Source organism: Mesorhizobium sp. UC74_2 (genome assembly GCF_042701485.1).
GTDB lineage: Bacteria > Pseudomonadota > Alphaproteobacteria > Rhizobiales > Rhizobiaceae > Mesorhizobium.
The window spans coordinates 2351626-2377117 of sequence record NZ_CP170562.1 but is presented as its reverse complement, the minus strand read 5'-3'; the positions used below and the strand labels follow the sequence as shown (position 1 = coordinate 2377117).

The window sequence follows — 25492 nt, the reverse complement described above, 5'->3', positions numbered from 1 at the left end:
GCTCAGGCATACCGCATGATGACGGTTTTCGTCTCGAGGTAGCTCTCCAGCGCAGCCTTGCCGTGCTCGCGGCCGATGCCGGATTGTTTGAACCCGCCAAACGGGGCGGCCGGATCCAGGGTGTTGTGCGAGTTCACCCACACCGTACCGGCCTTGAGCCCATGGACGGCTTTCATCGCCTTGCCGAGATCGCGTGTCCAGACCGAGGCGGAGAGGCCGTAGCGCGTGTCGTTGGCAAGCCGGATCGCCTCGTCTAGATCAGCGACGGGCATCGCGGCGACCACCGGTCCGAAGACCTCTTCGCGCACGATTTCGGCGTCGAGCCTCACATTATGCAGGATGGTCGGGGCAATATAGTGGCCCTTGGCCGGTACCGCGCGGTCGCCGCTGACACGCTCGCCGCCAGCCGCCAAGGCACGATCGAGATAGCCGAGCACGCTTTGCTTGTGCTTCGCAGAGACGACCGGGTTGATTTGCGCGCCTTCGTCGCGTCCGGCACCAAGTGTCATGCCGTCGGCGATTTCAGCCAGTCTTGCCAGCGTCCGGTCATAGATGGATTTTTCGATCAGGATGCGTGCAGCCGATGTGCAGACCTGGCCTTGGTTGAAGAACATGCCGAGACCAGCGAGCAGAGGCTCTATGCCGTCTTCCATGTCCGACAGCAGGATCATCGGCGACTTCGAACCCAACTCCAGCGTGAAGCGGGCGACACGATCCACGGCCGCGTGACCTACGCGCTTGCCGACCTCGGTCGAACCCGTGAAGGTGAGCTTGTCAACGCCCGGATGCCGGATCAGTGCTTCGCCAGTCACGGCACCCGAACCGGTGACGACGTTGACCACGCCGGCTGGAAAGCCGACTGCCTCGATCAGTTCGGCAAGTCTCAGCAGACCGAGCGGGGTCTCCTGCGGCGGCTTGATGACAATGGTGCAACCCGCGGCGAGTGCCGGGGCGATCTTCCACACGCCGATCATCAGCGGGAAATTCCACGGCACGATGGCACCGACCACCCCGACTGGCTCCATGACAGTCATGGCATGGTGCTTCGCTCCGGGTGGCACCGGAATGGAGACGTTGATCGTCGCACCTTCGATCTTGGTCGCCCAGCCGGCATAGTAGCGCAGCCAGTTCGCCGAACCGCCAGCCGACAGCATCCTGGCGACGCCGAGCGACTTGCCGTTTTCGATGCTTTCGATCTCGGCAAGCAGATCCGCATCCGCCTCGACGGCGTCGGCGAGTTTCAGCATCAGCCGCTCACGTTCGACCGGCGCCATCGAGCCCCAGGGGCCCTCCAGCGCTGCGCGTGCAGCCCTCACGGCCTGGTCGACGATTTCAGCGCCGCTTTCAGGCACGCGCGCCACGATCTCACCCGTTGCCGAGTCATCAACCGGCAATGCTCCACCCTGGTCGATGTCGACAAATCTTCCGCCGATGAAAGGGCGATGCGTGCCGGCAAGGAATTCTGACGCCGCGGCGCTGATCGGGGGGGCAACTCTCTCGTTCATCAAATCCTCCTGCCGGCCACTTGGCCGTTGTTTGAGGGGTAGGAGGACGGCGTACGCGCTTCAAGGCAAAGGCGGATAAGTGCACGCTCAGTCAAAACAAAGTTCCCGTTCGGACAAGACGTTTCGCCCGACTGCATCGCACTATCGATGCACACGAACGGGCCGGATCCGGCGGTCCGCCAATATGGGGCGATGATGAGATTTTCTGGAAAGACCGCATTCATTACCGGCGGAGGCACAGGCATCGGTGCTGCCGTCGCCAGGCGCATGGCCAGGGAGGGTGCCAACATCGTTCTGATGGGCCGCCGCCGTGAACCGCTGGAGGCGGTGGCAAATGACACCAATGCGCTGATCGTGCAGGGTGATGCAGCCAACGCCGACGCTGTACGCGCTGCGTTGAAGGAAGTTCACGCCAGGTTCGGTCTTGTCGACATCCTGATCGCGAATGCAGGTGGCCACGGCGTCGGGCCGACGATCTCGATGAGCGACGAGACATGGGCGCTGGCAACCCGGACCAATCTCGACACCACCTTCGTCTGTGCCCGCGAGATCCTGCCTGACCTGATCTCGCAGCGCGGCAACATCGTTGTCGTTGCATCGATCGCCGGCCTTTTCGCCGGCCCTGCCGCCGCGGGCTATGTGACGATGAAACATGCCTGTGTCGGGCTCGGCAAATCGCTGGCGCGCGACTACGGCCGCCGTGGTGTCCGCACGAACACCATCTGCCCGGGCTGGGTCGCCACCGCCATGGCCGACGAGCAGATGCAGGTCATCGTCGAAAAGCATGGTCTGGCAACCGTGGATGAGGCCTACAGGCTGGTCACCAAGGATGTGCCTCTCGGCCGTCCTGCCACACCGGAGGAGGTCTCCAACGTCATCTGCTTCGTCGCGTCCGAAGAGGCTGCGATGATGAATGGGTCGATCCTGACCGTCGATGGCGGTGCCACCGTGGTCGACCTGCCAACCCTGGCTTTTGTTGATTGAGCGTTCGAGGACCTTGCGATGAATGACGTGAACAGACCGGCCGACTGGAAGCATTTCGACGACTTCGCCGCCGGCATTGCCACCAACCGGCTGCCGACGACCAAGGTCCTGGCTGGCCAGACCTTCAAGATCACGCTGAATGGCGGACGGCAGATCGATCTGGCTTTCACATCGGCGGATACCGTCGCGTGGGGTGAGGGCAAGGATGCAGGCGTCGATTGGTACGAAGCGCTCGAAGTCGCGACCGATACCGTCTTCATCAACATGACGTTCGCCGCCCGTCCGACCGAGGACGAAGCCTTCATCGTCAACACCCGCAGCCGGCGCGTGCTTTCGGTGCGAGAACGGGTGAGGGACGCAGGTGAAGCACCGGGCGAGCCGCGTGTCGCACAGACGTGGCTGGCGGGCGTGCTCGGTGATCCTTCGGTCGCAGCGGAAGGTGTTGAACCCGCACCGTCGCGCGATCTCGTCGGTCTCACCGCGCACTATGAATACAGCCCCAACCACGTCTACGAGCACATCTACCTCTCCTCGCAGCGCTATGCCTGGCAAAACCTGGTCGGTGTGCAGCGCGGCCATGGCGATGTCGACCTGGCCACGACCTGGAAATTTGCCGAGGGGCAATACGTTTTCGGGTTTCGCGAGTTCATCATCCCGGTGGCTTCGTTGTTCTTCTACAACTGGGCTGACATGCGCTCGACGGGCAAGTTCCTCGGCGTGATCTCGACCGGCGCCATCGAAAACAAGCCGGCCGGTGCCTTCATTACCAAGAAATCGACAACCGACTACGGAAAGGGACCGGCGCCGGTTTGAGCGCGGGCGAAGCCATGAGCAAAAACTACGAAGCGATCAAGGCGCATTACGTCGGCTCCGACAACAAGGACCTGGCGGCGATGATGGCGCCGATCACCGACCGCACGGCCTGGACCGAGATGGCAGGCTTTCCCTACGCCGGTACCTATGTCGGAACCGTCGCCATCATCGAAGGTGTGTTCAAGCGCATCGGCGACGAATGGGAAGGCTACACGTTCACGCTGGAAAGGCTGGTCGACGGCGGCTCGACCATCCTCGGCATAGGCACCTATTCAGGCACCTACAAACGCACCGGCAAGCCGATGAAGGCGCGTGTCGTTCACGTCTGGGACGTCGAGGACGGCAAGGTGCTGCGCTTCGAGCAGTTCACCGACACCAGGCTGGTAGCACAGGCGACCGGCTGACGATTTGGGGCATGCCCGACCGGTATCCGGCGGGAGTGGAATTGGGAGGAGAACATGGAAATGAGCCTGAAAGGAATGCTGGCGGCGCTCGCGCTGTCCACTGTGCTGACCACTGGTGCAACCGTCATTGCCAACGCCGCTGGCGACGAGATCGTCATCGGCGCGCCGGTCTCACTGACCGGTCCGTTCGCTGGCGACGGCAAGGAACAGGAATGGGCCTACAAGCAGGCAGTCGCCGATATCAACAAGGCTGGCGGCATCATGGTCAAGGAAGCCGGCAAGAAGCTTCCTGTCAGGCTGGTCATCACCGACGATGAAAGCACGGAAGCCAAGGTCGCCTCGGCAATCGAGAACCTGGTCAAGGTCCAGAAGGTCGATATCCTGCTTTCGACCCACTCCGGCCCGCTCAATGTCGCCGGTGCAATCGTCGCCGAGAAGTACAAGAAATTCTACATGATCACGGCGGCTTTCCCGTTCGAGTGGCAACCGCTCAAATTGAAATATTCGGCGTTGTTCTTCTTCCACCCCGGCCCCGGTGCCGAGGTGCCGTTTGAGATCTGGCAGAAACTGCCCGAGAACGAGCGTCCAAAGCGGCCGGCCCTCGTGACAGAAGATTCGCCAGACGGCAAAGGCTTCGGCGGCGCTTTCGAGGCCGCAGCCAAGAAATATGGCTACACCTTCGCCTTCAACGATCCGTGGGCAACCGGCTCGACCGACTATTCGGCGATGATCACCAAGCTGAAGGCTGCCGATGCGGACGCCATGCTGGTGTTCGGCTCTCCGGCAGACACCGTCACGCTTATCCGCCAGATGAAGGAACTCGGCTTCAGCGTTCCGTATTTCCATGGCTGGAAAGGTACCTGGACCGGCGAATTCCATGACGCGCTGGGCAAGGATTCCGACTACGTCCTGACCGATGGTTTCTGGTCGGCCAGCTATCCCTACAACGGCGCCAAGGAACTGGGTGAGCGCTACGAGGCCGAATACAAGAAGGACTCCGTCACGGTCGGTGCCTTCTACGCCAACGCCCAGGTGCTGTTCCAGGCCATCGAGCGCGCCGGATCGACCGATGCCGCGGCAGTGCATGACGCCATCTTCAACCAGGAATTCAAGGACACCGTGGTTGGCCCGCTGAAGTTCGACGAGACCGGATTCGCCCTGATCCCGTCGGTTGCAACGCAGTGGTGGGAGGGCAAGCATCAGCTGCTGTTCCCTAACGGGACCTGGACCTACAAGCCGGCTCCCGCCTGGGACAAACGCTAGACGTTGGGGGTGCCGTCGGGACGACGTCCGGCTTTGTGCCGACGCCGTCCCGTCGTGCACGCAGTTACCGACGCGCCGCAGTGTGGGCACATAAAATCCACGCAGTCTTTTCCCTGAAGCCAGCGGGCAAAGGAACCGAACAAGCATGCAGTCAGACGAAACCGTGCTCAGCCTGGAGGCGGTGACCAAACGTTTCGGCGGCCTGGTGGTGTTGGATGGCATCGATATGGTTGTCGGCCGGGGCGAACTGGTTGGCCTGATCGGCCCGAACGGCGCCGGCAAGTCCACGCTTTTCAACGTCATGACGGCGATCTACGCGCCGACGCGTGGCAAAGTCCGCTTCAAAGGCAAGGATATCACCGGCGCGGCTCCACACCTGATCTGCCGGCATGGCATCGCCCGCACGTTCCAGCTGGTGCGCACCTTCCTCACCATGACTGCCTTTGAGAACGTCATGGTCGGTGCCGTCTACGGTTCCGGCGGGCGGGTGCGGCACGCAAGGGAGGCGGCCGAAGCCGCGCTTGATCTGGTCGGCCTCGGCGCAAAGCGCAATGTGACGACGGCACACATGACGTTGTCCGATCGCAGGTTGCTGGAGATAGCGCGCGCGGTGGCGTCCGAACCGGCTCTACTGCTGCTTGATGAGCCGATGGCCGGTCTCAATCCGACCGAAATCAGGCAGATGGTCGACGTCATCCGCCGAACACGTTCGGAAAAAGGCATTTCCATCCTGTGGGTGGAGCACAAGGTGGATGCCATCATGAAGGTGTGCAGCCGCGTCGTCGTGCTCGACCACGGCGTCAAGATCGCCGACGGCACACCCGCCGAAATCGTCGCCAACCGCAAAGTCATCGAGGCCTATCTTGGCGAACCGGCTGCTTGAAGTAACAGATCTCGAAGTCGCCTATGGCGACGTGCGTGCGCTCTGGGGCGTGTCGATCCATGTCGACGCGGGTTCTGTGGTCGCCATTGTCGGCGCTAACGGTGCCGGCAAGACCACGCTGCTGAAAGCTGTTTCTGGACTTATCCCCGCCAAGCGCGGTGAGATCAAGCTCTCCGGCACATCCCTGCTTGGCCGTCTTCCGGAAGACATCGCCCGCTTGGGCATCGCTCATGTGCCCGAGGGGCGTGGGCTGTTTCGCCAGATGACCGTGCTGGAGAACCTGGAATTGGGTGCCTTCCAGCCCAAGGCACGGGTGAACATGAAACGCGCGCTGGAAAAGGCCTATGACCTTTTCCCACGCTTGAAGGAGAGGACCGGCCAGAAGGCTGGCTCGCTGTCGGGCGGCGAACAGCAGATGCTGGCGATCGCGCGCGCCACAATGTCCGAACCGTCGCTGCTCATCCTCGACGAACCTTCCATCGGCCTGTCGCCTCTGGTGGTGCAGCAGATGTTCCAACTGATCGAGGCGCTGCACAAGCAGGGCGTCACCATCCTGCTGGTCGAGCAAAACATCCACCAGGCGCTGAAGATCGCCGACTACGCTTTCGTGCTGAAGACCGGCGAACTTGCCATGCAAGGCACCGGCGCCGAGCTCATCGCCGATCCCGAAGTCCAGAAAGCCTATATGGGCGTATTGGAGTTGTGATGACATTGCCATCGCCGGAGATCCTGCTGCAGCTTTCCATCAACGGTGCACTCGGCGGCGCCATGTATGGTGTCGCCGCCGTCGGACTGAGCCTCATTTTCGGTACCATGCGCCTGATCTTCCTGGCGCAGGGCGCCATGATCATCCTGGCCGCCTATGTGGTTCGCGCCTTGTTCCAGCACCTCGGCATCGACCCGTTCTTGTCGCTGCTCATCATGGTGCCGGTCGGTCTGGTAGCCGGCTGGCTGATCTATCAGGGGCTGTTCCGCAAGGCCGCCGCTGAGGAAGATCGCAACATCTCGCTGCTGATTGCTGTCGGCGTCATGTTCCTGGTCCAGAACCTGATGACCGTCATATGGGGCGGCAACACCGCCGCCGTGGTCACCACTTATACGGCGAGCGGCATCGAACTGCTCGGCGTGCGCGCGTCCTTCACCCGCTCCATGGGCTTCCTGATCGCGCTCGCGGGTACCGCCCTGGTCGTGCTGTTCCTGCGCAAGACCCTGGTCGGCAAGGCGGTGCGTGCGGCATCGGAGGACATGACTGCGGCGACGTTGATGGGCATCAGCCCACACAAGGTCAACGCGATTGCTTTCGCTATCGGCATCGCGCTGGCGGGCGCCGCGGGTGTTGCCGTGGCAACCACCTTTCCTTTCAATCCATTCGCCGGCTTCATCTTCAGCCTCAAGGCGCTGGTGGCGCTGGCGCTTGGCGGCATCGGCAATGTCGCGGGCGCGCTGGCCGGTGGGATCATTCTTGGCCTCATAGAGGCTTACGTACAGTTTTTCATCTCCGGTGGCTGGACCAACGCCATCGCCTACGGCGTCTTCCTGGCTGTCTTGATGTTCAAGCCGGAAGGGCTGTTCAGCCGGCCCTACAAGAAGGCATGACCGCCATGGCCAATGTTTCGTGGAAATGGGCGGCAGCGCTGCTCACCGTCATCCTCGCTCTGGTGCCATTCTGGCCGGGGGCGATCGACAGCTATCTGTTCTCCTTCCTGTTCTTCGTCTTCATCTATGCGGTGATGGCGCAGGGCTGAACCTGGTTGCCGGCTTCGGCGGGCAGATCAGCCTTGGCTCGCACGCCTTCTTCGGGCTTGGCGCCTACACGACGGCCATCCTGTGGAGCGGCAACTATCTATGGGGCTCGCTCTACGAGACGTTCCCTCGCATCTACTATTTCGATCCCGTGACCATGGTGCTGAGCGGACTGGTCGCCGCGCTGGCGGCTGCGCTGATAGGCCTGCCGCTTCTTTCCAAATTGCGCGGCGACTATTTCGCGCTAGGAACCCTGGGTTTTGGAGAGATCCTCAAGGTGATCTTCGTCAATGGCGGCGACTTTTCCGGTGGTGCGTTCGGTCTTGTGACGCCCTCCGGCACCTTCGAGACGCTGATGCCGCACTACTATGTCGGGCTCGGGCTTACCGTTGGAACGGCGCTTACGGTTGGTTGGCTGATGCGGTCGCGTTACGGCCTCGCACTCATCGCGGTACGCGACGACGAGATGGCGGCGTCGGCCAATGGCATCAACACGCTGAAGGTCAAGGTCGCCGCATTCGCAGGCAGCGCCTTCATCGCCGGTATCGCGGGAAGCCTCTACAGTTATTACATTTTCCATGTGGGACCGGATTCTGTCTTCAACCTCGACTGGATGCTCCTGCCGCTGATGATGACCGTGGTGGGCGGGACGGGCACCGTACTCGGACCGATCATCGGTGCCTTCATCATGTATGCCGTTTTCGACATCGCCCGCATTTTCGTGCCGGATTATCACCCCATCATCTCGGGACTGACCATCATCCTGGCGATGCTGTTCCTGCCGAAAGGACTGGTGCGGAAGATTCTGCCGACGTCTTTAGCGCGGAACTGATGTCGCGAACGCAAACTGCGAACGATCTTCGTTCAGCGCAGGCATGTCGTCTTGCCAAAAGCCGGCGCTGACAAGGTTGTGATTCCAAGTTCGCCGGGTCTCATGGTGCTGCCTTCCCCAACCGGGAAGGCAAAAATCGTTAGTGCAGCCGGTCGAGAACAGTGTCGCGCAATTCGCGCGGCGAGACTTCGTACTTTGCCTTGAAAGCGCGCGAGAAGTGGGCGCTCGAATTGAAGCCGCTGGCAAAGGCGATTTCGGAGATCGAGACGCCGTTGCCCGCCATCAGCGCCTCGCGGCTGCGCTCCAGCCTGCGGTCCCACACAAAACGCTCCAGGGTTATGTCCTCGCCTTCGAAAGCGCGATGCAGGTAGCGGCGTGAGCAGCCCATGTGGCGGGCAATCTCATCAGCGGAAAGATCGCTGCGCGACAGGTTGGCGTCGATATAGGCGACGATGCGCTCGCGCAGCGCTCCCAAAGGTGAACGACGCTGGTCGGCGATCTGCGGTTTGGAGCAGATCAGCCCGTTGACGAGCTGGATCAGGCTTTCGCCGACGCGTCGGCAATTGGCTTCATCCAGCCTTCGGCCATCGTCTATGGCCATGCGCATCAGTCCCGACACAATGTGCGTGAGGCTGTCGTCGTCGCCGGGCAAGGGCAGGGGCGCTGCCAGTCGCGCCAGCGTGTCGTCGCTGAAGGTGGAACGTGGTACCTGCAGGATGAGCTGGTCGACACCGGTCAGATTCTGCAGGGAATAACTGCGCACCGGATCGTAGATGATGGCCGAGCGCGGGTTGAGGTCGACGGCGACCGACTGTTGTTCGAAATGGCTGCGACCGGCTACCTGCACCAGGATTTTGATCGCATCGGGGTCAAAGCTGCGCCAATGAGCACGGTCGTTCACCACAACATGCGCCTTGGCCCTGATCTCGGAAAGCCGGCAGGGGCCTAGATTGACCGAAAGCAGCTTGGGGATCGATTCGACCGAGCCGCGCGCGAAACGCTGGGTGATCGGGCCGAACAGGATACGGGACGTCGACAGGAAAGCTTCGCCATCGGCAATGCTGACATGACGGGCGGCATGCTGCATGGTTTCCTCCTCGGTGGCATCTCCCGTCTTGGCGCGGGATGACATGACAACTGCCGCAAGTGGCGGGTGACACATTTTGAAACGGAACTTAACACGCTAATCATTCTGTTCGCAACGCTCATGCAAGCGGTGGCACATGATCTGGTCAAGCGAAATCGCCGCTTATCCTTCCACCCCTGTCATCAGTTGCCGAGAGCTGAAGCATGCAGGGGTCAACCAGGCGTTTCAGCGGCGCTGGTCGGAGCTCGACAACTGGGCTGCCGGTTCGACTGCTTCGCCGATCAACCGCAATGTGATCAGCCGCGTCGTTTCCATCACCATCTCACCCTGGGCCGCAGCCACTGTATCGTTCGCACGCGAAACCGGCGACGCGATCGCGACCGTGCCAATCGGATAGCCATCGGAGCCAAGGATCGGCGCGGCCACCGAGTGCACCCCTTCCTCATAGCCTTGCGCGCTGCGCGAATAGCCGCGTTCGGCGGCCTGTTGCACGGCCTGCCAAACCTTGTCCGCGTTGGTCATGGTGTGCAGGGTGAAGGCGGCGAGCGGCGTTTCCAGATAAAGGCGACGCATGTCGTCACGGGCGAAGGCGAGCAGCGCGATGCCGGATGCTGTACCGTGCAATGGCAGGATCTGCCCGACATTGACGTTGACGCGGTTGGCCTTGGCCGAAAGCTCGACATGGACAGTGAGCAGGGCGCCGGCACTGTATTCCGAAAGATGGACGGTCTCGCCTGTCCGCTGTGACAGCTCGCGCAGGATAGGCACGGCGACACGCGTCAGCGGCAATTGCGCGTCGCGGATGCGAGCGAGCCGGGTCAGGCCGGCTCCGAGGCGATAGCGGCGGCTTGCCGGCTCCTGTTCAATCAGCCGATGTTCTGCCAGCGCCACCAGCAGGCGTCGCGCTGTCGCCTTGTCCAGGTCAGCCTTTCTGGCCAGATCGGAAAGGCCGATTTCCGGCTCTTCCAGCGTGAACAGTTCCAGCAGTGACACAGCCTTGCGCACGGTACTCATGATCAGCTTCTAAAACGATAGTTAGCGTGTGAATTAACTTGACAGCAGGCAATTGAGCCTGCAGTTTGCATACAACAAATAAAACGCTGGTTCAAATAATGAACCTCTGCAAAATTGTAGTCATGCCTGTGGGGGGCATGTACAGGGAGATTTCACAGCTTGACGCTTGCCGTACGATCAGACCGCAACACCGCGACCATCGCGGAATTGCTCGACCGGGAACAGGAGCGCTTCCGGCTTTCCCATCCGCGTTCGGCCGCAGCCTGGGAAGAAGGGCAGCGGCACTTCCTCTATGGCGGTCCATCGCACTGGATGCGGCGCTGGGCAGGCGGTTTTCCAGTCTACGCGGCGCAGGCCAAAGGCGCGCACATCCGGGATATCGATGGTCAGGATTACGTCGACTTCGCGCTCGGCGATACCGGCGGCATGTGCGGTCATGCGCCCGAGGCGGTGACGCGTGCCGCGCTTTACCAGTTGCAGAACGGCACCACGATGATGTTGCCGACAGAAGACAGTCTCTGGGTCGGAGCCGAACTGACCCGCCGCTTCGGCTTGCCTTACTGGACGCTGACCACGTCGGCCACCGATGCCAACCGCGGTGCCATCCGCATCGCCCGGATGATCACTGGCCGGCCAAAGGTGCTTGTCTTCTCTGGCTGCTACCACGGTGGCGTCGAGGAAGCGCATGTCGAAATCCGCGACGGCCGCGTCGGCCTGCGCAACATGATCCATCCCAACGGGGTAGACCATTCCACGGTATCGCGGGTGGTCGAGTTCAATGATGTCGAGGCGTTGGAGCAGGCCCTGTCGGCCGGCGACGTTGCCTGCGTCCTCACCGAACCGCTGATGACCAATTTCGGCATGATCCCGGTCACCAACGGTTTTCATAAGGCATTGCGCGACATTACGCGGCGCACCGGTACGGTGCTGATCATCGACGAGACGCATACCATCTCGAGCGGCCCAGGCGGCTACACCAGCCAGCACGGTCTGGAACCGGATATTCTTGTCGCCGGCAAGGCGATCGCCGGTGGCATTCCGGCCGGTATCTTCGGCGTCTCGCAGGAGATCGCCGAGCGGCTTTGGGCGATTGTGCCCAAGGTCAATCCACGTGTGCGTCAATCAGCGCATCTTGGTATCGGCGGCACGCTGGCCGGTAATGCGCTGACGGTAGCCACCATGCGGGCGGTGCTTGAGGAAGTGCTGACACCCGCGAATTTCGAGTTGATGACCGCCAACGCAACCCGGCTTGCCGAAGGTGCGCGCGATGTGATCCGGACCCGCGAACTGCCCTGGCATGTCACTCAGATCGGCGCGCGCGCCGAGATCATGTTCATGCCGAAGCCGCCACGCAACGGTGCCGACGTCATTGCCAGCCGGCGCGGCGATCTCGAGACGCTGCTGCATGCCTACTATATGAACGAAGGCATACTGGTGACGCCGTTCCACACCATGTTCCTGATGTGCCCGGCGACGACCGCCGAGCAGGTCGATCGCCACACGGAGGTGTTCGGGCGTTTCGTCGATCTTCTCGCCGACGCCGGGGTGTCCTGAACCATGAGCACGCCCGGCTTCGATCTGACCGGACGGGTCGCGCTCATTACAGGTGGTGGACGCGGCATCGGTGCTGCGATCGCAACGCGTTTTGCCGAGGCGGGGGCCTCCGTTGTCATCGCCAACCGCACCCTTGATGTTGCGGAAATGCTGGTAACGGACCTGACCGCCCGAAGCCTGTCCGCCCGCGCCGTGCCGCTGCCCGGTCTCGGGCGCTCTGAGTTGCATGAGGTTGTCGGCAACGCCGCTTCGGGAGCTGGGCGGCTCGATATCGTCGTGCATAATGCGGGCGGCTGCCCCTGGGCTTCTATCGATGAACTCGACGAGGACAAGCTCGAACAGGCCCTGTCGTTGAACCTGAAGGCCTGTTTCTGGCTGACGCAGGCGGCGGCACCCATCATGCGCAGGCAGAGGTTCGGCCGTATCCTGGTGACGTCATCGGTCTCGGCGCGGGTCGCCATGGCCGGCGGGGCACATTATTCGGCCGCCAAGGCTGGCGTGAATGCCTTCATCCGGGGTGCTGCCTTCGAATATGCACGCGACGGCATTACCGTGAATGGCGTCGAGCCCGGCTTCATCGCCAAGGATCGCGGTTCGATGAGCAAGCCCGAGGTGGCTGACAGGCTCAGCCGGTTCATCCCCGTCGGACGCTACGGCGAGGCCGACGATATTGCCTACGCCATGCTCTATCTGGCGTCCGCCGAGGCCAGATACACAACGGGCCAGACGATCGTCGTCGATGGTGGGTCGACGCTGCCCGAAACCGGTTACGCGGTCGAAAAGCACTGGGGGCTGTCGTGAGCGGGCGTTTGCAGGGGCGCAAGGCGCTGATCACGGGCGCCGCCACCGGCATGGGACGGGCGACGGCCGAACTCTTCGGCAGAGAGGGCGCTGAAATCATCCTGTTTGGCCTCGGAGGCGAGGTTCTCGACGATGCCGCCATGGCAAGCCGGGGCAAGGCCGTGCATGGCGACATCACAGACAACGCTGATGTGGCACGCGCCATCGATGCCTGCGGTGGGCAGGTCGACATCCTTGTCAACGCGGCTGGATTGCTGATCCCGGACGAGCCGGAAACCGTGTCCAACGAGGACTGGGAGAAGACCTTTGGCGTCAACGTCACCGGCACGATGATGGTCTGCCGCGCTGCACTGCCGTTGTTGAAGAAAAAGGGCGGTTCCGTCGTCAACATCGCCTCGGTCGGGGCCTTCAATGCCAGCGCCCAGAATTCCGCCTATTCGGCGAGCAAGGCGGCATTGGTCTCCTACACCCGCTCGCTTGCCTATGCGCACGGACCGGACGGCATCCGCGCCAACGCGCTGGCGCCAGGCTGGGTGCGCACGCCGATGAGCGAAGAGGAGATGGAGGTTGCGGCGACCACCAACGGCTCGACGCCGGAACGGGAATTCGCGGCGCTGACAAGCCGTATTGCCCTGCGACGGATCGCCGACCCTGCCGAGATTGCATCGTGCTGCCTGTTCCTGGCTTCCGACGAGGCATCCTTCGTGACGGGTGCGGTTCTGGTGGCCGACGGTGGAGGGCGGGCACCAACCCATAATCGGGCGGTGTGAGGAGAATACGGCCGCAGCGGCGGTCGGGTGAATTGGGTGGAGGAAATAGAATGCCTGACAAAAGTGCCGATCTGGTTCTCGGCAACGGCCGCATCTACACGATGAACCGCAAGCTGCCCTGGGCATCGCATCTGGCGGTGAAGGGCGGGCGCATCGTGGCAGTCGGTGATGCGGCAAGCGTCGCGCCATTTACCGGAAGCAGCACACGCTCCGTCGACCTGAAGGGCGCGATGCTGATGCCAGGCGTCGTCGACGTCCACGCCCATCTGATGATGGGCGGTCAGGCGGAGCTGTTCGAACTGCGTTACGCCTCTACCTCCAGCTTCGAAACCATTGTCGACAAGGTGCGCGAGAAGGCAGCTTCCACGAAGCCGGGCAGCTGGATCATCGGCGGCCAGTGGGGCAGCGATCTGCACGCCAAGCTGAACAGCCTGGACGCTCTCGCCCAACTGGATGCCGCCTCACAAGGCCATCCGGTGATGCTGCGCGACGACAGCTATCACAACCGCTGGGTCAACTCGGAAGCGATGCGACTGGCTGGCATCACCAAGAATACGCCCGACCCCGAGCAGGGCTCCATCGGTCGCGATCCGGCAACCGGTGCGCCGACCGGTCTGATGATCGAATCCGCCTCTGGTCTGGTTGAAAGCGTGATCGCCAATTCCGGCTACTACACCGAGGAAATGGACAGGGCGGCGATGGCGCAGTCCATCTCCACGCTGAATTCCTACGGCGTGACGGCGTTCCTCGATGCGGCCGCCATGCAGCCGATCCTGGCGGCCCTCAAGGGGCTGGACGACCGCGGGGAGCTGACGGCCTGGTCCGTCTCCGCCATGCCGGCGGTCGAGCCTTCCTTCATGTTCGGCATTGCCGGCGATGAGCTGATCGCGCTCAAGGAACAATATCGCAGCGCTCACGCCAAGCCGGATTTCGTCAAGGTCTTCCTGGATGGCGTTCCGGGTGCCAAGACCGCCGCGTTTCATGAACCCTATGTCGCCGATCCGATCCTCGGCTGCTGCTTCCGCGGCTCGACCATCGTCACGGTGCCTGATCTCATCCGCTGGGTCGGCAAATGCGAAAAGCTCGGGCTCGCGGTGAAGATCCACTGCGCCGGCGACGCGGCCGTCTCCCAGGCGCTCGATGCCATCGATGTCGTGCGCTCTTTCAATGGCCCGACCAGGCTGATCCATCATATCGCGCATGCCAGCTATATCGCACCCAGCGACATTCCACGTTTTGCCGAACTCGGCGTGGCCGCCGACCTTTCACCTTTCCTCTGGTATCCGACCAGCTTCCTGGAGGGCCACAAGCAGGCGATGGGCGTGGAGCGCGCCTTGCGCTTCTGGCCGAACAAGCAGTTGCTCGCCGCCGGCGCGCTGCTGGCAGGCGGCTCCGACTGGCCGGTCATGCCCAATCCCGATCCGTGGAACGGCATAGAAGGCCTGGTGACGCGCCAGAACCCCAGCGGTGAGTTCGCCGGCGAGGCGTTGTGGCCCGAAGAGGCGATCGACGTCGCCACCGCGCTGGAGATCTTCACCATCAATTCCGCACGCGCCCTCGGGCTCGGCGAGACGATTGGTTCCATCGAGGTCGGCAAATCGGCCGACTTCATCGAACTCGACCGCAACGTGCTTGAAATCCCTGCCGACGAGATCGCCGACATCAAGGTCATGACGACCTGGTTCGAGGGAAGGGTGGTGTATGAGCGAACCTGACCCCGCCGGCAAACTTGTCCCGGTTACCATCCTCACCGGCTTCCTGGGTTCCGGCAAGACGACGCTGCTCAACCGGCTGCTCAAGGAGCCGTCGATGGCGGGTGCCGCCGTCATCGTCAACGAATTCGGCGAGATCGGGCTCGATCACCTGTTGATCGAAGCCAGCGAAGAGCAGTTCCAGCTGCTCGACAATGGCTGTGTCTGCTGCACGGTGCGCGGTGATCTGGTCGAGACGCTGAAGACCTTGCATCGGCGCGCTGTCGACGGCGAGTTGCCGGAACTCAGCCGCGTCGTCATCGAGACGACCGGTTTGGCCGATCCGGCACCGATCCTGCATACGCTGCTTGCGGAGCCGGATCTCGCCAGCCGCTACCGGATTGCCGGCGTCGTTACCACGGTCGATGCAGTCAATGGTCCGGCTACGCTGGAGCGTCACGCCGAAGCCACCAAGCAGGTGGCGGTGGCGGATCGTCTGATCATCACCAAGGCCGATCTAGTCGATGGCTGGAAAGTGGAAGCGTTGCAGCACAGGCTGGCCGCACTCGCACCAGCCGCTGAACGCTGCCTCGTGGCGGACGCAGCGCTGGAAACCTTGCTCGACGCCGAAACGCTGGGTGATGCGCGCGCGGACAGGATCGCAGCCTGGTTCGACAAGGCGATACAGGCGGTTCACGACCATGAACACGAATGCGGTCCGCACTGTGAGCACCACGACCACGATCATCATCACGAAGGTCATCGTCAACATCACGGCATCCAGTCCTACAGCTTCGTCATCGACGAGCCGGTGGAATGGGCGACGTTTGCAACATGGCTGGACTACATAGCGGTCTTGAAGGGAGAGGACCTTCTCCGCCTCAAGGGGTTGGTCTGCGTGGCTGACGACATCGAACGGCCGTTGGTGCTGCACGGCGTGCAGCACGTGTTTCACCCGCCAACCCGACTGGATTCATGGCCATCGGCCGATCGCCGCACCCGGCTCGTCTTCATCGTGCGCGACATCGCCCGAGAGACCATCGAACGGACGCTTGCGAAATTCGCCGGGGTTCGCCCGGCCCAGGCGTCCGAAAGGCGTGCGGCGTAGCAATCAATCAAGGCGTGTAGACACGCCTGAAACAAGGGGAGAGAGAAAATGCATTGGAAATCAACTCTGCTTTCTGGCGTCTTTGCCGCGATCGGCATCGGCGCCCTGACGGGAGGCGCCGCTGCCGCCGGTCCGACCTGCGCCAACGGCACCATCAAGGTAGGCGCGGTTTCGACCATCACCGGTCCTGCCGACTTCAGCGAGGTTCCCAAGGCGACACAGGCTGCGTTTGACGCCGTCAACGCGGCTGGCGGCATCAACGGCTGCAAGATCGAATACACCATCGCCGACGACAAGGCTGATCCCGCGGTCGCCGCCCAGGCGGCCCGCGACCTGATCGACAACAAGGAAGCCGTCGCTCTTGTCGGTTCGGGCAGCCTGCTCGACTGCGCCGTCAACGCCGTCAACTACAACCGTAAGAAAATCTCTTCGGTTCAAGGGCTTGGTGTCGATGCCGCATGTTTTTCCTCACCCAGCGTGGCACCTGTCAATGTCGGTCCGTTCACGTTGTCTACCGCCATGGGTTATTACGCCACCAACGTGCTGAAGAGCCAGAAATTCTGCGCATTCTTCATCATCATCGGCGGCACCCAGGAGGCTTACAAGAAGGGCATCGAGGATTGGGAGAAGATCAGCGGCCAGAAGGTGCATCTGCTCGACCTCACGCTGCCCTTCCAGGGCGATCTCACGCCATATGTCATCAAGGCGCGGGACGCCGGCTGCGACACGGTGCTGACCAACCAGGTCGAGCCGCAGGTGGTTCAGCTCATCAAGACCGTCGATGCCCAGAAGATCAGCGGCATCAACTGGTTGTTCCTCGCCCCGGGCTACACCGTGCAGGTGGCGAAGGCACTCGCCGACACCAAGCAGCCGATCTATGTCGGCACAGAGTGGGAGCCCTTCACCGAGACCGGATCTGCCGCCAACGCGCAGTGGATCGCCGATATGAACAAGGCCGGTCGGCCGCTCACCGCTTTCTCGCAGGGTGGTTATCTGGCTGCCAAGATGTTCCTCAAGGTGATTGAGGGCATCGACGGCGAAGTGACGCGCGAAAGCGTGACCAGGGCGCTTCTGGAAATGAAGCCGATCTCGGATCCGCTCGCCGGCTCGCCTTACGTATTCGGTGAAGCAAAGACCCATTCGCCGATGCGCGCTACCAAGGTCATGAAGCTCGAAAGCGGGGCTTGGAAGGTGGAGACACCTGAATGGGTCGTGCTTCCTGACGCAAAGTAGCCGCTGGCTGAAGGACGGCAGACATGTTCTGCCGTCCTCTTTTTCACTCGGGATCATCGATGAATTCGTTTCTCACACCCGCCATTGCGGGGCTGACGGCAGGCGGCACTTATGCGCTGCTCGGCGTCTGCGCCGTCTTCACCTACCGGCTTGTCGCCGTCGTCAATTTTACCGGCGCGGCGATCGGTTCGGCCGGCACCTTCGCACTGATTGCCTTGACCGAGTCCGGTTATCCGACGTTTCCGTCCGTGATTGCGGGCATTCTGGTCGGTGCGGCCGTCGGCGTGCTGATCGGCTTCGTCATGACCCGCTGGTTTGCCGAAGCGAACCCCTCGACCAAGGCCGCGGTAACCGCGGCCCTGCTGGTCGGCCTGATCGCAGTCGGTCTCAGGCTGACCGGTGGCCAGCATCCGCGCGTCATGCCGGACCTTTTTCCCGGCTCGGCCTTCCGCCTCGCCGGCGTCGAGGTGACCATCGCTTCGGCCCTCACCATCGGCCTTGCCGTACTTTTCACCGTGCTGTCCGATCTGTTTCTCAACCGCACCCGCATCGGTTTACATCTGCGCGCGCTGTCGGACCGGCCGCTTGCCGCCGAACTGATCGGCGTGAAGGTCAGACTGCTGTCGCTGCTGGTATGGGGTGCCACCGGCGCCTTCACCACCTTCGCGCTAATGATCATCGCGCCGCAGCGTTCGCCTAATTTCATGACGCTCAGCTTGTTGGTGGTACCGGCTCTGGCGGCGGCACTCGTCGGACTGTTCCGCAGCTTCTGGCTGACGCTCGCCGGCGGCATTCTGCTCGGTGTGCTGGAGGGGCTGGCGAGCTCGGTCGACTCGATCGCGCAATATCGCAGCGCCATTCCCTTCCTGGTCATCCTGGCCGTGCTTCTGTGGTCGCAAAGGGAGGCCCGCTGGGATGAAGCGCGCTAGTATCCGGGCCTCGCTCGTCATTATCATCGCCGCCATTGTGCTGGGCGGCGCTATCACTGGGCTGCTGTCGTCCTATTGGGTGTTCCTGGCGACGTCGGTGCTGATCACCGGCGTGGCGTTGCAAAGCCTGGGGCTGGTCGCCGGTCGCACCGGGATGATTGCGCTCTGCCAGATGTCCTTTGCCGGCGTCGGCGCCTGGACAGTGGGCTATCTCAACCTGGCAGAAGCGCCAGGTGGCCTGGCGCTCTGGATCCTGCTCGGCGGTCTCGCTGCCGTGCCGCTGGGCGTAGCCATCGGTCTTCCGGCACTGCGGCTCCGCGGCATCAACCTCGCCATCATCACGCTGTCCTTCGCTGCGGCATTCGACGTCATCCTGGCGACTATGACTTTTCCCGGCCAGACCGCTTTCATCCAGGTGCCGAGGCCGGCACTGTTCGACAGCGACGAGGGCTACTTCGCTTTCGCGTTGATCTTCTATGTGGTCATTGCGGTGGCATTGGAGTTCCTGGCACGCTCGCGGCTCGGCGCCTCCTGGCTGGCGGTACGCCACTCCGAACGCGCTGCTGCAGCGCATGGCGTCAGTGTTGCCAAAGCCAAGCTGTCTTCCTTTGCCATCAGCGCTTTTATCGCCGGTATCTCCGGCGGACTGCTCGCCGGTTATCTCGGTACGCTGGTCGCCGAGAATTTCTCGATGATGCAGTCGCTCAGCCTCTATGCGGTCGCGGTGATGACCGGCGCGCATTTCGCGGAAGGTGCCATCATCGGCGGTCTCCTCGTCGTCATGTTCCCGGAAATCCTGCGCCGGTTCGACCTGCCGCAGGACATCGGCAACGTGCTGTTCGCGCTCGGCGCCACGCAGGCGCTGTCGACCGGTGAGACGATGAGCGAAACCTACCGCCGCCTCCTGCGCAAGTTGGCGCCCCGGCGCATGGCCAATGGTAGTGCTTCATCCGAGGGTGATCTGCCTGCCCGTGTCGAGCACGCCAATGGCGCCGCTCTCACGGTTGACAAGCTCACGGTGCGTTATGGCACGGTTTTGGCACTCGATGGCGTCGACCTGACCATTCCAGCCGGTTCGGTTGCCGGCCTGATCGGGCCTAACGGTGCCGGAAAATCAACCTTTATCGACGCGGTTTCGGGTTTCCTGGCCGCCTATGAAGGTTCGATCAAGCTGGGTGCAACGCCGCTGGAGGGGCAAGCTGCGCATCTCAGGGCCCGGGCAGGGGTGCGCCGCACCTGGCAGACCAACCGCATCGCGCCCGAATTGACGGTGGGGGGTATCTGCGCCTTGCCGCCGGCAATCTGAGCGAGGCCGAGGTTCGCGCCATGCTGGACTGGCTAGACTGCCCGAACCCGGAAACGCCGGTGGTGGCAGTCGACGCCGGCACACGCCGCTTGCTCGATGTTGCCGGCGTGGTTGCGGCAAGACCAGCCGTCATCCTGCTCGACGAGCCGGCAGCCGGCCAGTCCCATGAAGAGACACTCAGGCTCGGCAAGCGCATCGCGGAAATTCCCGCACGTTTCGGGTCTTCCGTATTGTTGGTCGAGCACGACATGGATCTGGTGCGCGCTGCCTGCAGCCAGGTCACGGTGCTCGACTTCGGCCGCGTCATCGCATCCGGTCCGCCCGCCGTGGTTCTGGATCAGGGTCCCGTCAAACGAGCCTATCTCGGCATCGAGGAAAGCGTCGCGGCATGAGTGAACTTGTCATTTCCTCGCTCTCGATCAGCCGCTCCGAACTACCTGTGGTCACCGGGATCGATGCGCGTGTCGAAAGCGGCTCGATCAGTGTCGTGCTGGGAGCCAACGGTGCCGGCAAGACGACACTGCTCGAAGGTCTTTCCGGCATCATTCCGGTGGCGAGCGGAACCATTGCCATCGACGGTCATGAAATCCAGAAAGCACGGCCAGGCCAGCGCTCGCGCCAAGGCCTGGCTCACGTCGAACAGGGCCGTACCATCTTCAGTCAGCTGACCACCGAAGAGAATATGAAGGTGGCGTTGCGCGACGGCAGTGATCTTTCCGAAGCCTACGGCCTGTTTCCGGAGCTGTTGCAGCGTCGTACCGTTCGTGCCGGCCTGCTCTCGGGTGGTGAACAGCAGATGCTGGTCATTGCGCGAGCACTTCTGACCCGGCCGAAAGTGCTGATGATCGACGAAATGTCGGCGGGCCTGGCCCCGGTCATCGTCTCGCGGCTGATGGCGGCAGTGCGCAAGCTGGCTGACGCCGGTCTTGCCGTACTTCTGGTCGAGCAGTTCGCCGCCCTTGCGCTCGGCATCGGAAATCGCGCCTATGTCCTGCGCCGCGGCCGCGTCGTCTATGACGGCGACTGCAAGACACTGCTGCGCTCGCCGGATGAACTGCACAAGCTGTATTTGGGGGGATAGCGCTACGGAGGAAATCCGGCCCGGTTGACCGGGCCGGATTGAATATTGCGACTTGTTGCTTACTGCGCCGGCGGCGAGGCCGTGCCGCCCCCGGCCGGAGCCGTGGTGCCGCTATCGGATGCACCAGGGGCCGCTACGCCTTCCGCAAGCTTGTTCCTGTCGAAAGCCGGTGCGCTGTTGAGCTGATCCTTGCTGGCCTTCATGACCAGCCAGGTCTTGCCGTCGCTGCGTGTCGCCATCTGCAACTGGTCGGGGCTGACCGCGACGTCCTTCTCGCCGACGCCAAGGAACCCGCCAACGCCGACCACCGCGGCTTCAATCTTGCCTTCAGGCGTGAAGATAAGGTCATTGACCTTGCCGACGGTAGCCGCATCGGCCTTGTCGCTTTCATAGACGCTCTGGCCGATGAAGTTTGTTGCCAGGATCTGACCGTCCTTCGGCTGGATCGAACCCACGGTGTTGGCGTCGGTGCCCGGAGGCGCCGTAAAGACATCCTTTGTCGAAACCGACATCTCGGTTTCCGTCGATCCACCGGCGCTTGGCGTTGCGGTTTGCGCGAACGCGGAGCCACCAATCAGCAACGCGCATGTCGCGCCCAGAAGTGCCGTTTTCATCATGCCTGATCTCCTTTTCTGCAACGGATGCACAAGGACCCAACGGCACTTCGAAGGGATCGTTCCGAAAAGTTGAGGGTTCGGATGGAGATTATGTCAGGCCGTGACGGACGAGATGACGCACGATCGGCGAGAACAGGTTCTGGCCGACATAGTTTCCGATATTGGTCTTTTCAAAGAGATCCTGGGCCAATGCCGCATCCTGCACGATGGGGATGCCGGCTGACCGGGATTGAGCGATCATATCGAGTGCGGCGCGGCCCTGTCCCTTGGCCACGATTGTCGGGACCGGCGTTTCGCCCTTGATGTAGCGCAGCCCCACCGCCAGTTCGTCGCCCGCAAACACGATGACGGCGTTCTGGACACCCAGCCGCGCCGGCTGCTGCACCGCCTCCCGCCGCTGGCGTCGCTGTTCCTGGCGGATAAGCGGATCACCCTCCATGTCCTTGTGCTCGCGCTTGTACTCGGTCGTGGTCATGCGCATGTCGCGCAGGAACAGCCAGCGCTGCAGCGGGACGTCGAAGATACCGATCGCAAGGAAAGCGAGAGCGGCTGAAACGCCGACAGGAACCATCACGCCCCACAGCATCGGTGTCATGCAGGACATGCCGCATCCCGGTGCATCGAACAACGGTTGCAGCCACTGCACCAGGATAACCACGAACAAGGTGGACAGAAAGATCAGTTTGACCAGGCCCTTCACGAACTCCACGACATTGCGCAGGGACATGATCTTCTGCAGGCCTTTGGCCGGGTTGATATGGTCGAATTGCGGTTTGATGGTTTCGAAGGAAAAGACCGGACCGAAGGTCGCCAGCATGCCGAAGACGAGGGTGACCGCGACGACGATCGCAACCATCGGCACGGTGATGTACATCAGCAGGAAAAATGCGTGACGGCCGCTGCGCTGCAAGATCTCGCCGAAGGGGACGTTGTAGTCCGTGATTGTGTCGATCAGTTCGGAAAAATGCGCCGACGCGGTCGGCCAGACCAGATAGACATAGGCAAGCACGGCGCACAGGCCGAAGCCTGAGACAAAGTCGCGGCTTTGCGAAACCTGGCCCTTGCGCTTGGCATCGCGCAGTTTCTTGTCGGATGCCGGTAGTCTTTTTTCCTCGGCTTCTTCGGCCATCTCGCCTCTCGGGCCTTCCGTCGCTAGCCGAGGACGGAACCGAGCGCCTGGGCCTTGGCCTGTGTGGAGCCTTTGGCGCGGATGGACTGCGCCTGCGACAGCAGCTTGTTGATCTCCTGCGTCGGCAGGCCGACAGGAGGCGTCGCCCTGACCTGATCGCCCTGGCCCAGCAGCCCGTAGACGATGACTGCGTTGCGCTTGTGATGCAGTTGCGCGTTGGATGCTCCGACCAGCTTTTGCGCCAGGGGCAACGCTACGCCGGCATTGCCTTCAAGCCCCGCGGCCAGAGCCATATTGGTTTCGATATCGAGGTCGCCTGGTGCCATCTTGAGTGCCTGGCCAAAGGTAACCTGCGCCTCCTGGGTGTGGCCGGAAAGCGTCTGTGCCACACCGAGGCGATTGTAGGAACTGCTGGTGTTGACCAGCGGCGCCGCCTGGGCAAGCGCTCGCATTCCGGCGTTGTAGTCACCGGCATCCATCATCGCCGACCCCAGGCCAAGCATTGCTTCGCCATTGTTCGGCGCCTTGGCGAGCGCCGCCTGATAGGCTTTTGCGGCCTCGGCCGGCTCGCCGGCGCGCATGTAAGCATCGCCGGTCTTCACATAAGCGCTCGGCCGGGCATCAGGCAGCGCGGCAGCCTTTTGATAAAGGGCGATCGCTGTATCGCTGTCGCCGCGCTTCGCAATATCATCGGCGAGATTCACCAGTCGCTCCGACGGGGAGCTCGAAGCCGCGGCCTTCGGATTGACGGCACTGTGGCTTCCGGTCTGGCAGCCCGCCAGAGCCACGATGGCCAAGACCGGCAGGAGCACGATAGGTACACGCATTTCCATCTCTCCCCATTTACCTCGGTGGTCGGCCGATCAGCCACGTCGCCGGGTTGGTTTTCGTTGGTTAGTTGGTCGAAAGGTCGGAGGTCTCAGCTGGGGCCGCAGGTTGCTCGCCGTCGAGGTAGCGCCGCGCCGCGCGTGCAGTCGGCCCTGCGGCTGCTGGCCCCATGCGACGACCTTCGACAAGGTCTCGTTGGCTTTCCACCATGCGCTGCAGATTGTAGGCGTTGGCGCAGCCCGGCGGCAGGTGCTGGCCCACGCCGGAAATCTGCGTCAGGCTCGCCTTCGAAGCAGCAGGCGTATTGTCGTCATCGACCGGATCGTTCAGGCAGGAGTTGGGCGCGAGCACCGAACCGGATGCAGTCTTGTCCGAACCGCCGGGGCCGGTCGCCACATAGCTGTAGCCAGGCGAATAGTCCTGCTCGGGCCTGGTGGCAGCACCGACGCAGCCGCTCAGTAAAATGGCCGGGATGACGGCATAAAGGGCACGGGGCACTCTCATCGCGGTTCTCCTACTTGACGATCAGGCCGACGGACGCGCCGCTTTTTTTTCGCTTGGCGCGTTTCGCTGGCCGATCCTGTGGGGTGGCGAGGCTGTCACGCACCGGCTCGACCAGATAGGGCGTGATCAGGATGACCAGTTCGGTCTCTTCGCGCTGGAAACGTTGCGACTGGAATAGCGGGCCAAGCACGGGCACGTCGCCAAGCACTGGGAATTTCTCGACATTCCGAGATGTGCGCTGCTGGAAAAGCCCCGCGATGGCAAAGGTCTGGCCGCTGGCCACTTCAACGGTGGTGTCGGCCCGGCGAACCACGAAGCTCGGCAGCGAAAAACCGTTCGCTCCAATGGCAGTACCACTGTCGGACAGCGAGCTGACTTCCGGCTGCACGTTGAGCGCGATGCGGTTGCGACCAATCAGCGTCGGCGTGAAACCCAGCGAAACGCCAAACGGCTTGTACTGGACGGTGACAACGTCATTGCCTTGCGGAATGGGAATGGGGATCTCGCCGCCGGCCAGGAATTTCGCCGTTTGGCCCGTGACAGCGGTCAGATTCGGCTCGGCCAGTATCTTGACGATGCCGTTGCGCTGCAGCGCCTCGATCAGGATATCGAAGTTGACACCGGAGGCCTGGTCCATTCCCAGATGGAGATTTCCATTCCTGCCGATCGGCACGCCATTGTCCTGGAACATATTGAATTTGAAGCCGCCGCTCTCGTAACCGACATTCCAATCAACGCCATAGGACTGGAGTTCTGTCCGTGAGACTTCAGCAAAGCGCACGCGGATGTTGACCTGCTGCGAGCCCTTCACTGTCATGTTGTTGATCGGCGGCTGTTCAGGCGGAGCGACAGTGCGAGCGATGTTGTCCATGTCCGTCGCTTCTTCGACGCCGCGGGCCTCACCGGTCATGACGATGCGATTGCCGAAAATGGCAAGATTGGTGGCCGAGTTCGGACGCAGGGCTTTCTTTGCCTGATTGGCCGATGAAATATCCGCCGTTACGCGAAACTGCGCGGTTGCCTTGATGCGTTCGTCGGAGGTTATGGCGATCAGATTGGTCAGGCCGGGCTTCAGGCCGAAGACATAAACCACCCCCGGCGAGACGACCTGCAGGTCGGCGATCGTGGTGTCGGCAATCAGCACGGATTCGACCGGTTCGTTGAATCGAAGCAGACGTCCCTGGCCGACGGGGAGATCCACCATCGGTTGCGCGGGCAGGTCCGAGATTTCCTGCGCCCTCAACACTGTCAGGGACGACGCGAGGCTGATCAGGAAAACGACGAATGCAAGCACCACCCATGGCGCTTTTATCCAGGCTTCGAGCCGCCGGTCGGTTGTCGCGGCATAGTGGCTTGGCATGCAGTCCCTCTCTTCAGCATGGCCGGCATCCGTTGGTCCCCGATACCGTTGCT

Annotated in this window: 25 protein-coding genes and 1 pseudogene; 18 read left to right on the top strand and 8 right to left on the bottom strand. The window is 62.4% G+C overall.

The window, feature by feature from the left end:
- Nucleotides 1-2 precede the first annotated feature (2 nt).
- Complete coding sequence (locus tag ACFJIU_RS11455) at nt 3-1505, bottom strand: aldehyde dehydrogenase family protein (RefSeq protein WP_379071325.1); 1503 nt, start codon at nt 1503-1505, stop codon at nt 3-5.
- A 195-nt stretch (nt 1506-1700) separates the two neighbouring features.
- On the opposite strand from ACFJIU_RS11455, the gene ACFJIU_RS11450 reads away from it, so the two are divergent.
- The 9 genes from ACFJIU_RS11450 (at nt 1701) to ACFJIU_RS11410 (ending at nt 8427) form a co-directional block, all read left to right on the top strand.
- Nucleotides 1701-2489, top strand: coding sequence for an SDR family NAD(P)-dependent oxidoreductase (locus ACFJIU_RS11450; RefSeq protein WP_379073052.1), 789 nt, complete (start codon nt 1701-1703; stop codon nt 2487-2489).
- An 18-nt stretch (nt 2490-2507) separates the two neighbouring features.
- Nucleotides 2508-3302, top strand: a complete 795-nt coding sequence (locus tag ACFJIU_RS11445; RefSeq protein ID WP_379071322.1) for a MoaF C-terminal domain-containing protein — start codon at nt 2508-2510, stop codon at nt 3300-3302.
- A 14-nt stretch (nt 3303-3316) separates the two neighbouring features.
- Nucleotides 3317-3706: a nuclear transport factor 2 family protein gene (locus ACFJIU_RS11440; RefSeq protein WP_379071319.1), complete on the top strand. Its 390-nt coding sequence runs from the start codon at nt 3317-3319 to the stop codon at nt 3704-3706.
- Between the two features lie 60 nt (nt 3707-3766).
- Nucleotides 3767-4969, top strand: a complete 1203-nt coding sequence (locus ACFJIU_RS11435; RefSeq protein ID WP_379071316.1) for an amino acid ABC transporter substrate-binding protein — start codon at nt 3767-3769, stop codon at nt 4967-4969.
- 145 nt (nt 4970-5114) lie between these two features.
- Nucleotides 5115-5852 carry an ABC transporter ATP-binding protein gene (locus tag ACFJIU_RS11430; RefSeq protein ID WP_379071314.1) on the top strand — a complete coding sequence of 246 codons (738 nt, stop codon included), beginning with the start codon at nt 5115-5117 and terminating at the stop codon, nt 5850-5852.
- Entirely contained in the window at nt 5833-6558 is a 726-nt protein-coding gene (locus tag ACFJIU_RS11425) for an ABC transporter ATP-binding protein (protein WP_379071311.1), read from the top strand. The genes ACFJIU_RS11430 and ACFJIU_RS11425 overlap by 20 nt, the downstream gene beginning before the upstream one ends.
- Complete coding sequence (locus ACFJIU_RS11420; protein WP_379071309.1) at nt 6558-7448, top strand: branched-chain amino acid ABC transporter permease; 891 nt, start codon at nt 6558-6560, stop codon at nt 7446-7448. The genes ACFJIU_RS11425 and ACFJIU_RS11420 overlap by 1 nt, the downstream gene beginning before the upstream one ends.
- A 5-nt stretch (nt 7449-7453) precedes the next feature.
- On the top strand, nt 7454-7597 hold the full coding sequence (locus ACFJIU_RS11415) for a hypothetical protein (RefSeq protein ID WP_379073290.1): 144 nt from the start codon (nt 7454-7456) through the stop codon (nt 7595-7597).
- On the top strand, nt 7594-8427 hold the full coding sequence (locus tag ACFJIU_RS11410) for a branched-chain amino acid ABC transporter permease (protein WP_379073050.1): 834 nt from the start codon (nt 7594-7596) through the stop codon (nt 8425-8427). Before ACFJIU_RS11415 ends, ACFJIU_RS11410 begins: the two co-directional genes overlap by 4 nt.
- 139 nt (nt 8428-8566) lie before the next feature.
- Here ACFJIU_RS11410 and ACFJIU_RS11405 read toward each other — a convergent pair whose 3' ends face one another.
- A complete protein-coding gene (locus tag ACFJIU_RS11405) occupies nt 8567-9559 on the bottom strand; it encodes a helix-turn-helix domain-containing protein (protein ID WP_379071307.1) in 993 nt (330 codons plus the stop codon).
- Between the two features lie 180 nt (nt 9560-9739).
- Nucleotides 9740-10528, bottom strand: coding sequence for an IclR family transcriptional regulator (locus tag ACFJIU_RS11400; RefSeq protein ID WP_379071304.1), 789 nt, complete (start codon nt 10526-10528; stop codon nt 9740-9742).
- Between the two features lie 159 nt (nt 10529-10687).
- Here ACFJIU_RS11400 and ACFJIU_RS11395 point away from each other — a divergent pair, with 159 nt between their 5' ends.
- The 9 genes and pseudogenes from ACFJIU_RS11395 to ACFJIU_RS11355 all read left to right on the top strand — a co-directional run bounded on the left by ACFJIU_RS11395 (nt 10688) and on the right by ACFJIU_RS11355 (nt 21001).
- Nucleotides 10688-12082 carry a transaminase gene (locus ACFJIU_RS11395; protein WP_379071301.1) on the top strand — a complete coding sequence of 465 codons (1395 nt, stop codon included), beginning with the start codon at nt 10688-10690 and terminating at the stop codon, nt 12080-12082.
- A gap of 3 nt (nt 12083-12085) precedes the next feature.
- A complete protein-coding gene (locus tag ACFJIU_RS11390; RefSeq protein WP_379071298.1) occupies nt 12086-12883 on the top strand; it encodes an SDR family oxidoreductase in 798 nt (265 codons plus the stop codon).
- On the top strand, nt 12880-13653 hold the full coding sequence (locus tag ACFJIU_RS11385; RefSeq protein ID WP_379071297.1) for an SDR family NAD(P)-dependent oxidoreductase: 774 nt from the start codon (nt 12880-12882) through the stop codon (nt 13651-13653). Before ACFJIU_RS11390 ends, ACFJIU_RS11385 begins: the two co-directional genes overlap by 4 nt.
- Before the next feature lie 50 nt (nt 13654-13703).
- The gene (locus ACFJIU_RS11380) at nt 13704-15368 is read left to right on the top strand and encodes an amidohydrolase (protein WP_379071294.1); all 1665 of its coding nucleotides are present in this window, start codon (nt 13704-13706) and stop codon (nt 15366-15368) included.
- Nucleotides 15355-16452: a CobW family GTP-binding protein gene (locus tag ACFJIU_RS11375; protein ID WP_379071291.1), complete on the top strand. Its 1098-nt coding sequence runs from the start codon at nt 15355-15357 to the stop codon at nt 16450-16452. The genes ACFJIU_RS11380 and ACFJIU_RS11375 overlap by 14 nt, the downstream gene beginning before the upstream one ends.
- A gap of 48 nt (nt 16453-16500) precedes the next feature.
- On the top strand, nt 16501-17685 hold the full coding sequence (locus ACFJIU_RS11370) for an ABC transporter substrate-binding protein (protein ID WP_379071288.1): 1185 nt from the start codon (nt 16501-16503) through the stop codon (nt 17683-17685).
- Nucleotides 17686-17744: 59 nt separating this feature from the next.
- A complete protein-coding gene (locus tag ACFJIU_RS11365) occupies nt 17745-18614 on the top strand; it encodes a branched-chain amino acid ABC transporter permease (RefSeq protein WP_379071285.1) in 870 nt (289 codons plus the stop codon).
- A pseudogene (locus ACFJIU_RS11360) lies at nt 18601-20312 on the top strand (ATP-binding cassette domain-containing protein). The gene ACFJIU_RS11365 and the pseudogene ACFJIU_RS11360 overlap by 14 nt, the downstream one beginning before the upstream one ends.
- The gene (locus ACFJIU_RS11355; protein ID WP_379071282.1) at nt 20309-21001 is read left to right on the top strand and encodes an ABC transporter ATP-binding protein; all 693 of its coding nucleotides are present in this window, start codon (nt 20309-20311) and stop codon (nt 20999-21001) included. Before ACFJIU_RS11360 ends, ACFJIU_RS11355 begins: the two are co-directional and overlap by 4 nt.
- 59 nt (nt 21002-21060) lie before the next feature.
- Here the strand turns inward: ACFJIU_RS11355 and ACFJIU_RS11350 are convergent, their stop codons facing one another.
- The 5 genes from ACFJIU_RS11350 to ACFJIU_RS11330 all read right to left on the bottom strand — a co-directional run bounded on the left by ACFJIU_RS11350 (nt 21061) and on the right by ACFJIU_RS11330 (nt 25439).
- Nucleotides 21061-21618: a PRC-barrel domain-containing protein gene (locus ACFJIU_RS11350; protein WP_129415347.1), complete on the bottom strand. Its 558-nt coding sequence runs from the start codon at nt 21616-21618 to the stop codon at nt 21061-21063.
- A gap of 88 nt (nt 21619-21706) precedes the next feature.
- The gene (locus ACFJIU_RS11345; protein WP_379071279.1) at nt 21707-22747 is read right to left on the bottom strand and encodes an EscU/YscU/HrcU family type III secretion system export apparatus switch protein; all 1041 of its coding nucleotides are present in this window, start codon (nt 22745-22747) and stop codon (nt 21707-21709) included.
- A gap of 23 nt (nt 22748-22770) precedes the next feature.
- Nucleotides 22771-23574, bottom strand: a complete 804-nt coding sequence (locus tag ACFJIU_RS11340; protein ID WP_379071276.1) for a tetratricopeptide repeat protein — start codon at nt 23572-23574, stop codon at nt 22771-22773.
- Nucleotides 23575-23641: 67 nt separating this feature from the next.
- A complete protein-coding gene (locus ACFJIU_RS11335) occupies nt 23642-24079 on the bottom strand; it encodes a hypothetical protein (protein ID WP_379071274.1) in 438 nt (145 codons plus the stop codon).
- Between the two features lie 10 nt (nt 24080-24089).
- On the bottom strand, nt 24090-25439 hold the full coding sequence (locus ACFJIU_RS11330) for a type II and III secretion system protein family protein (protein WP_379071271.1): 1350 nt from the start codon (nt 25437-25439) through the stop codon (nt 24090-24092).
- Nucleotides 25440-25492: the final 53 nt, after the last annotated feature.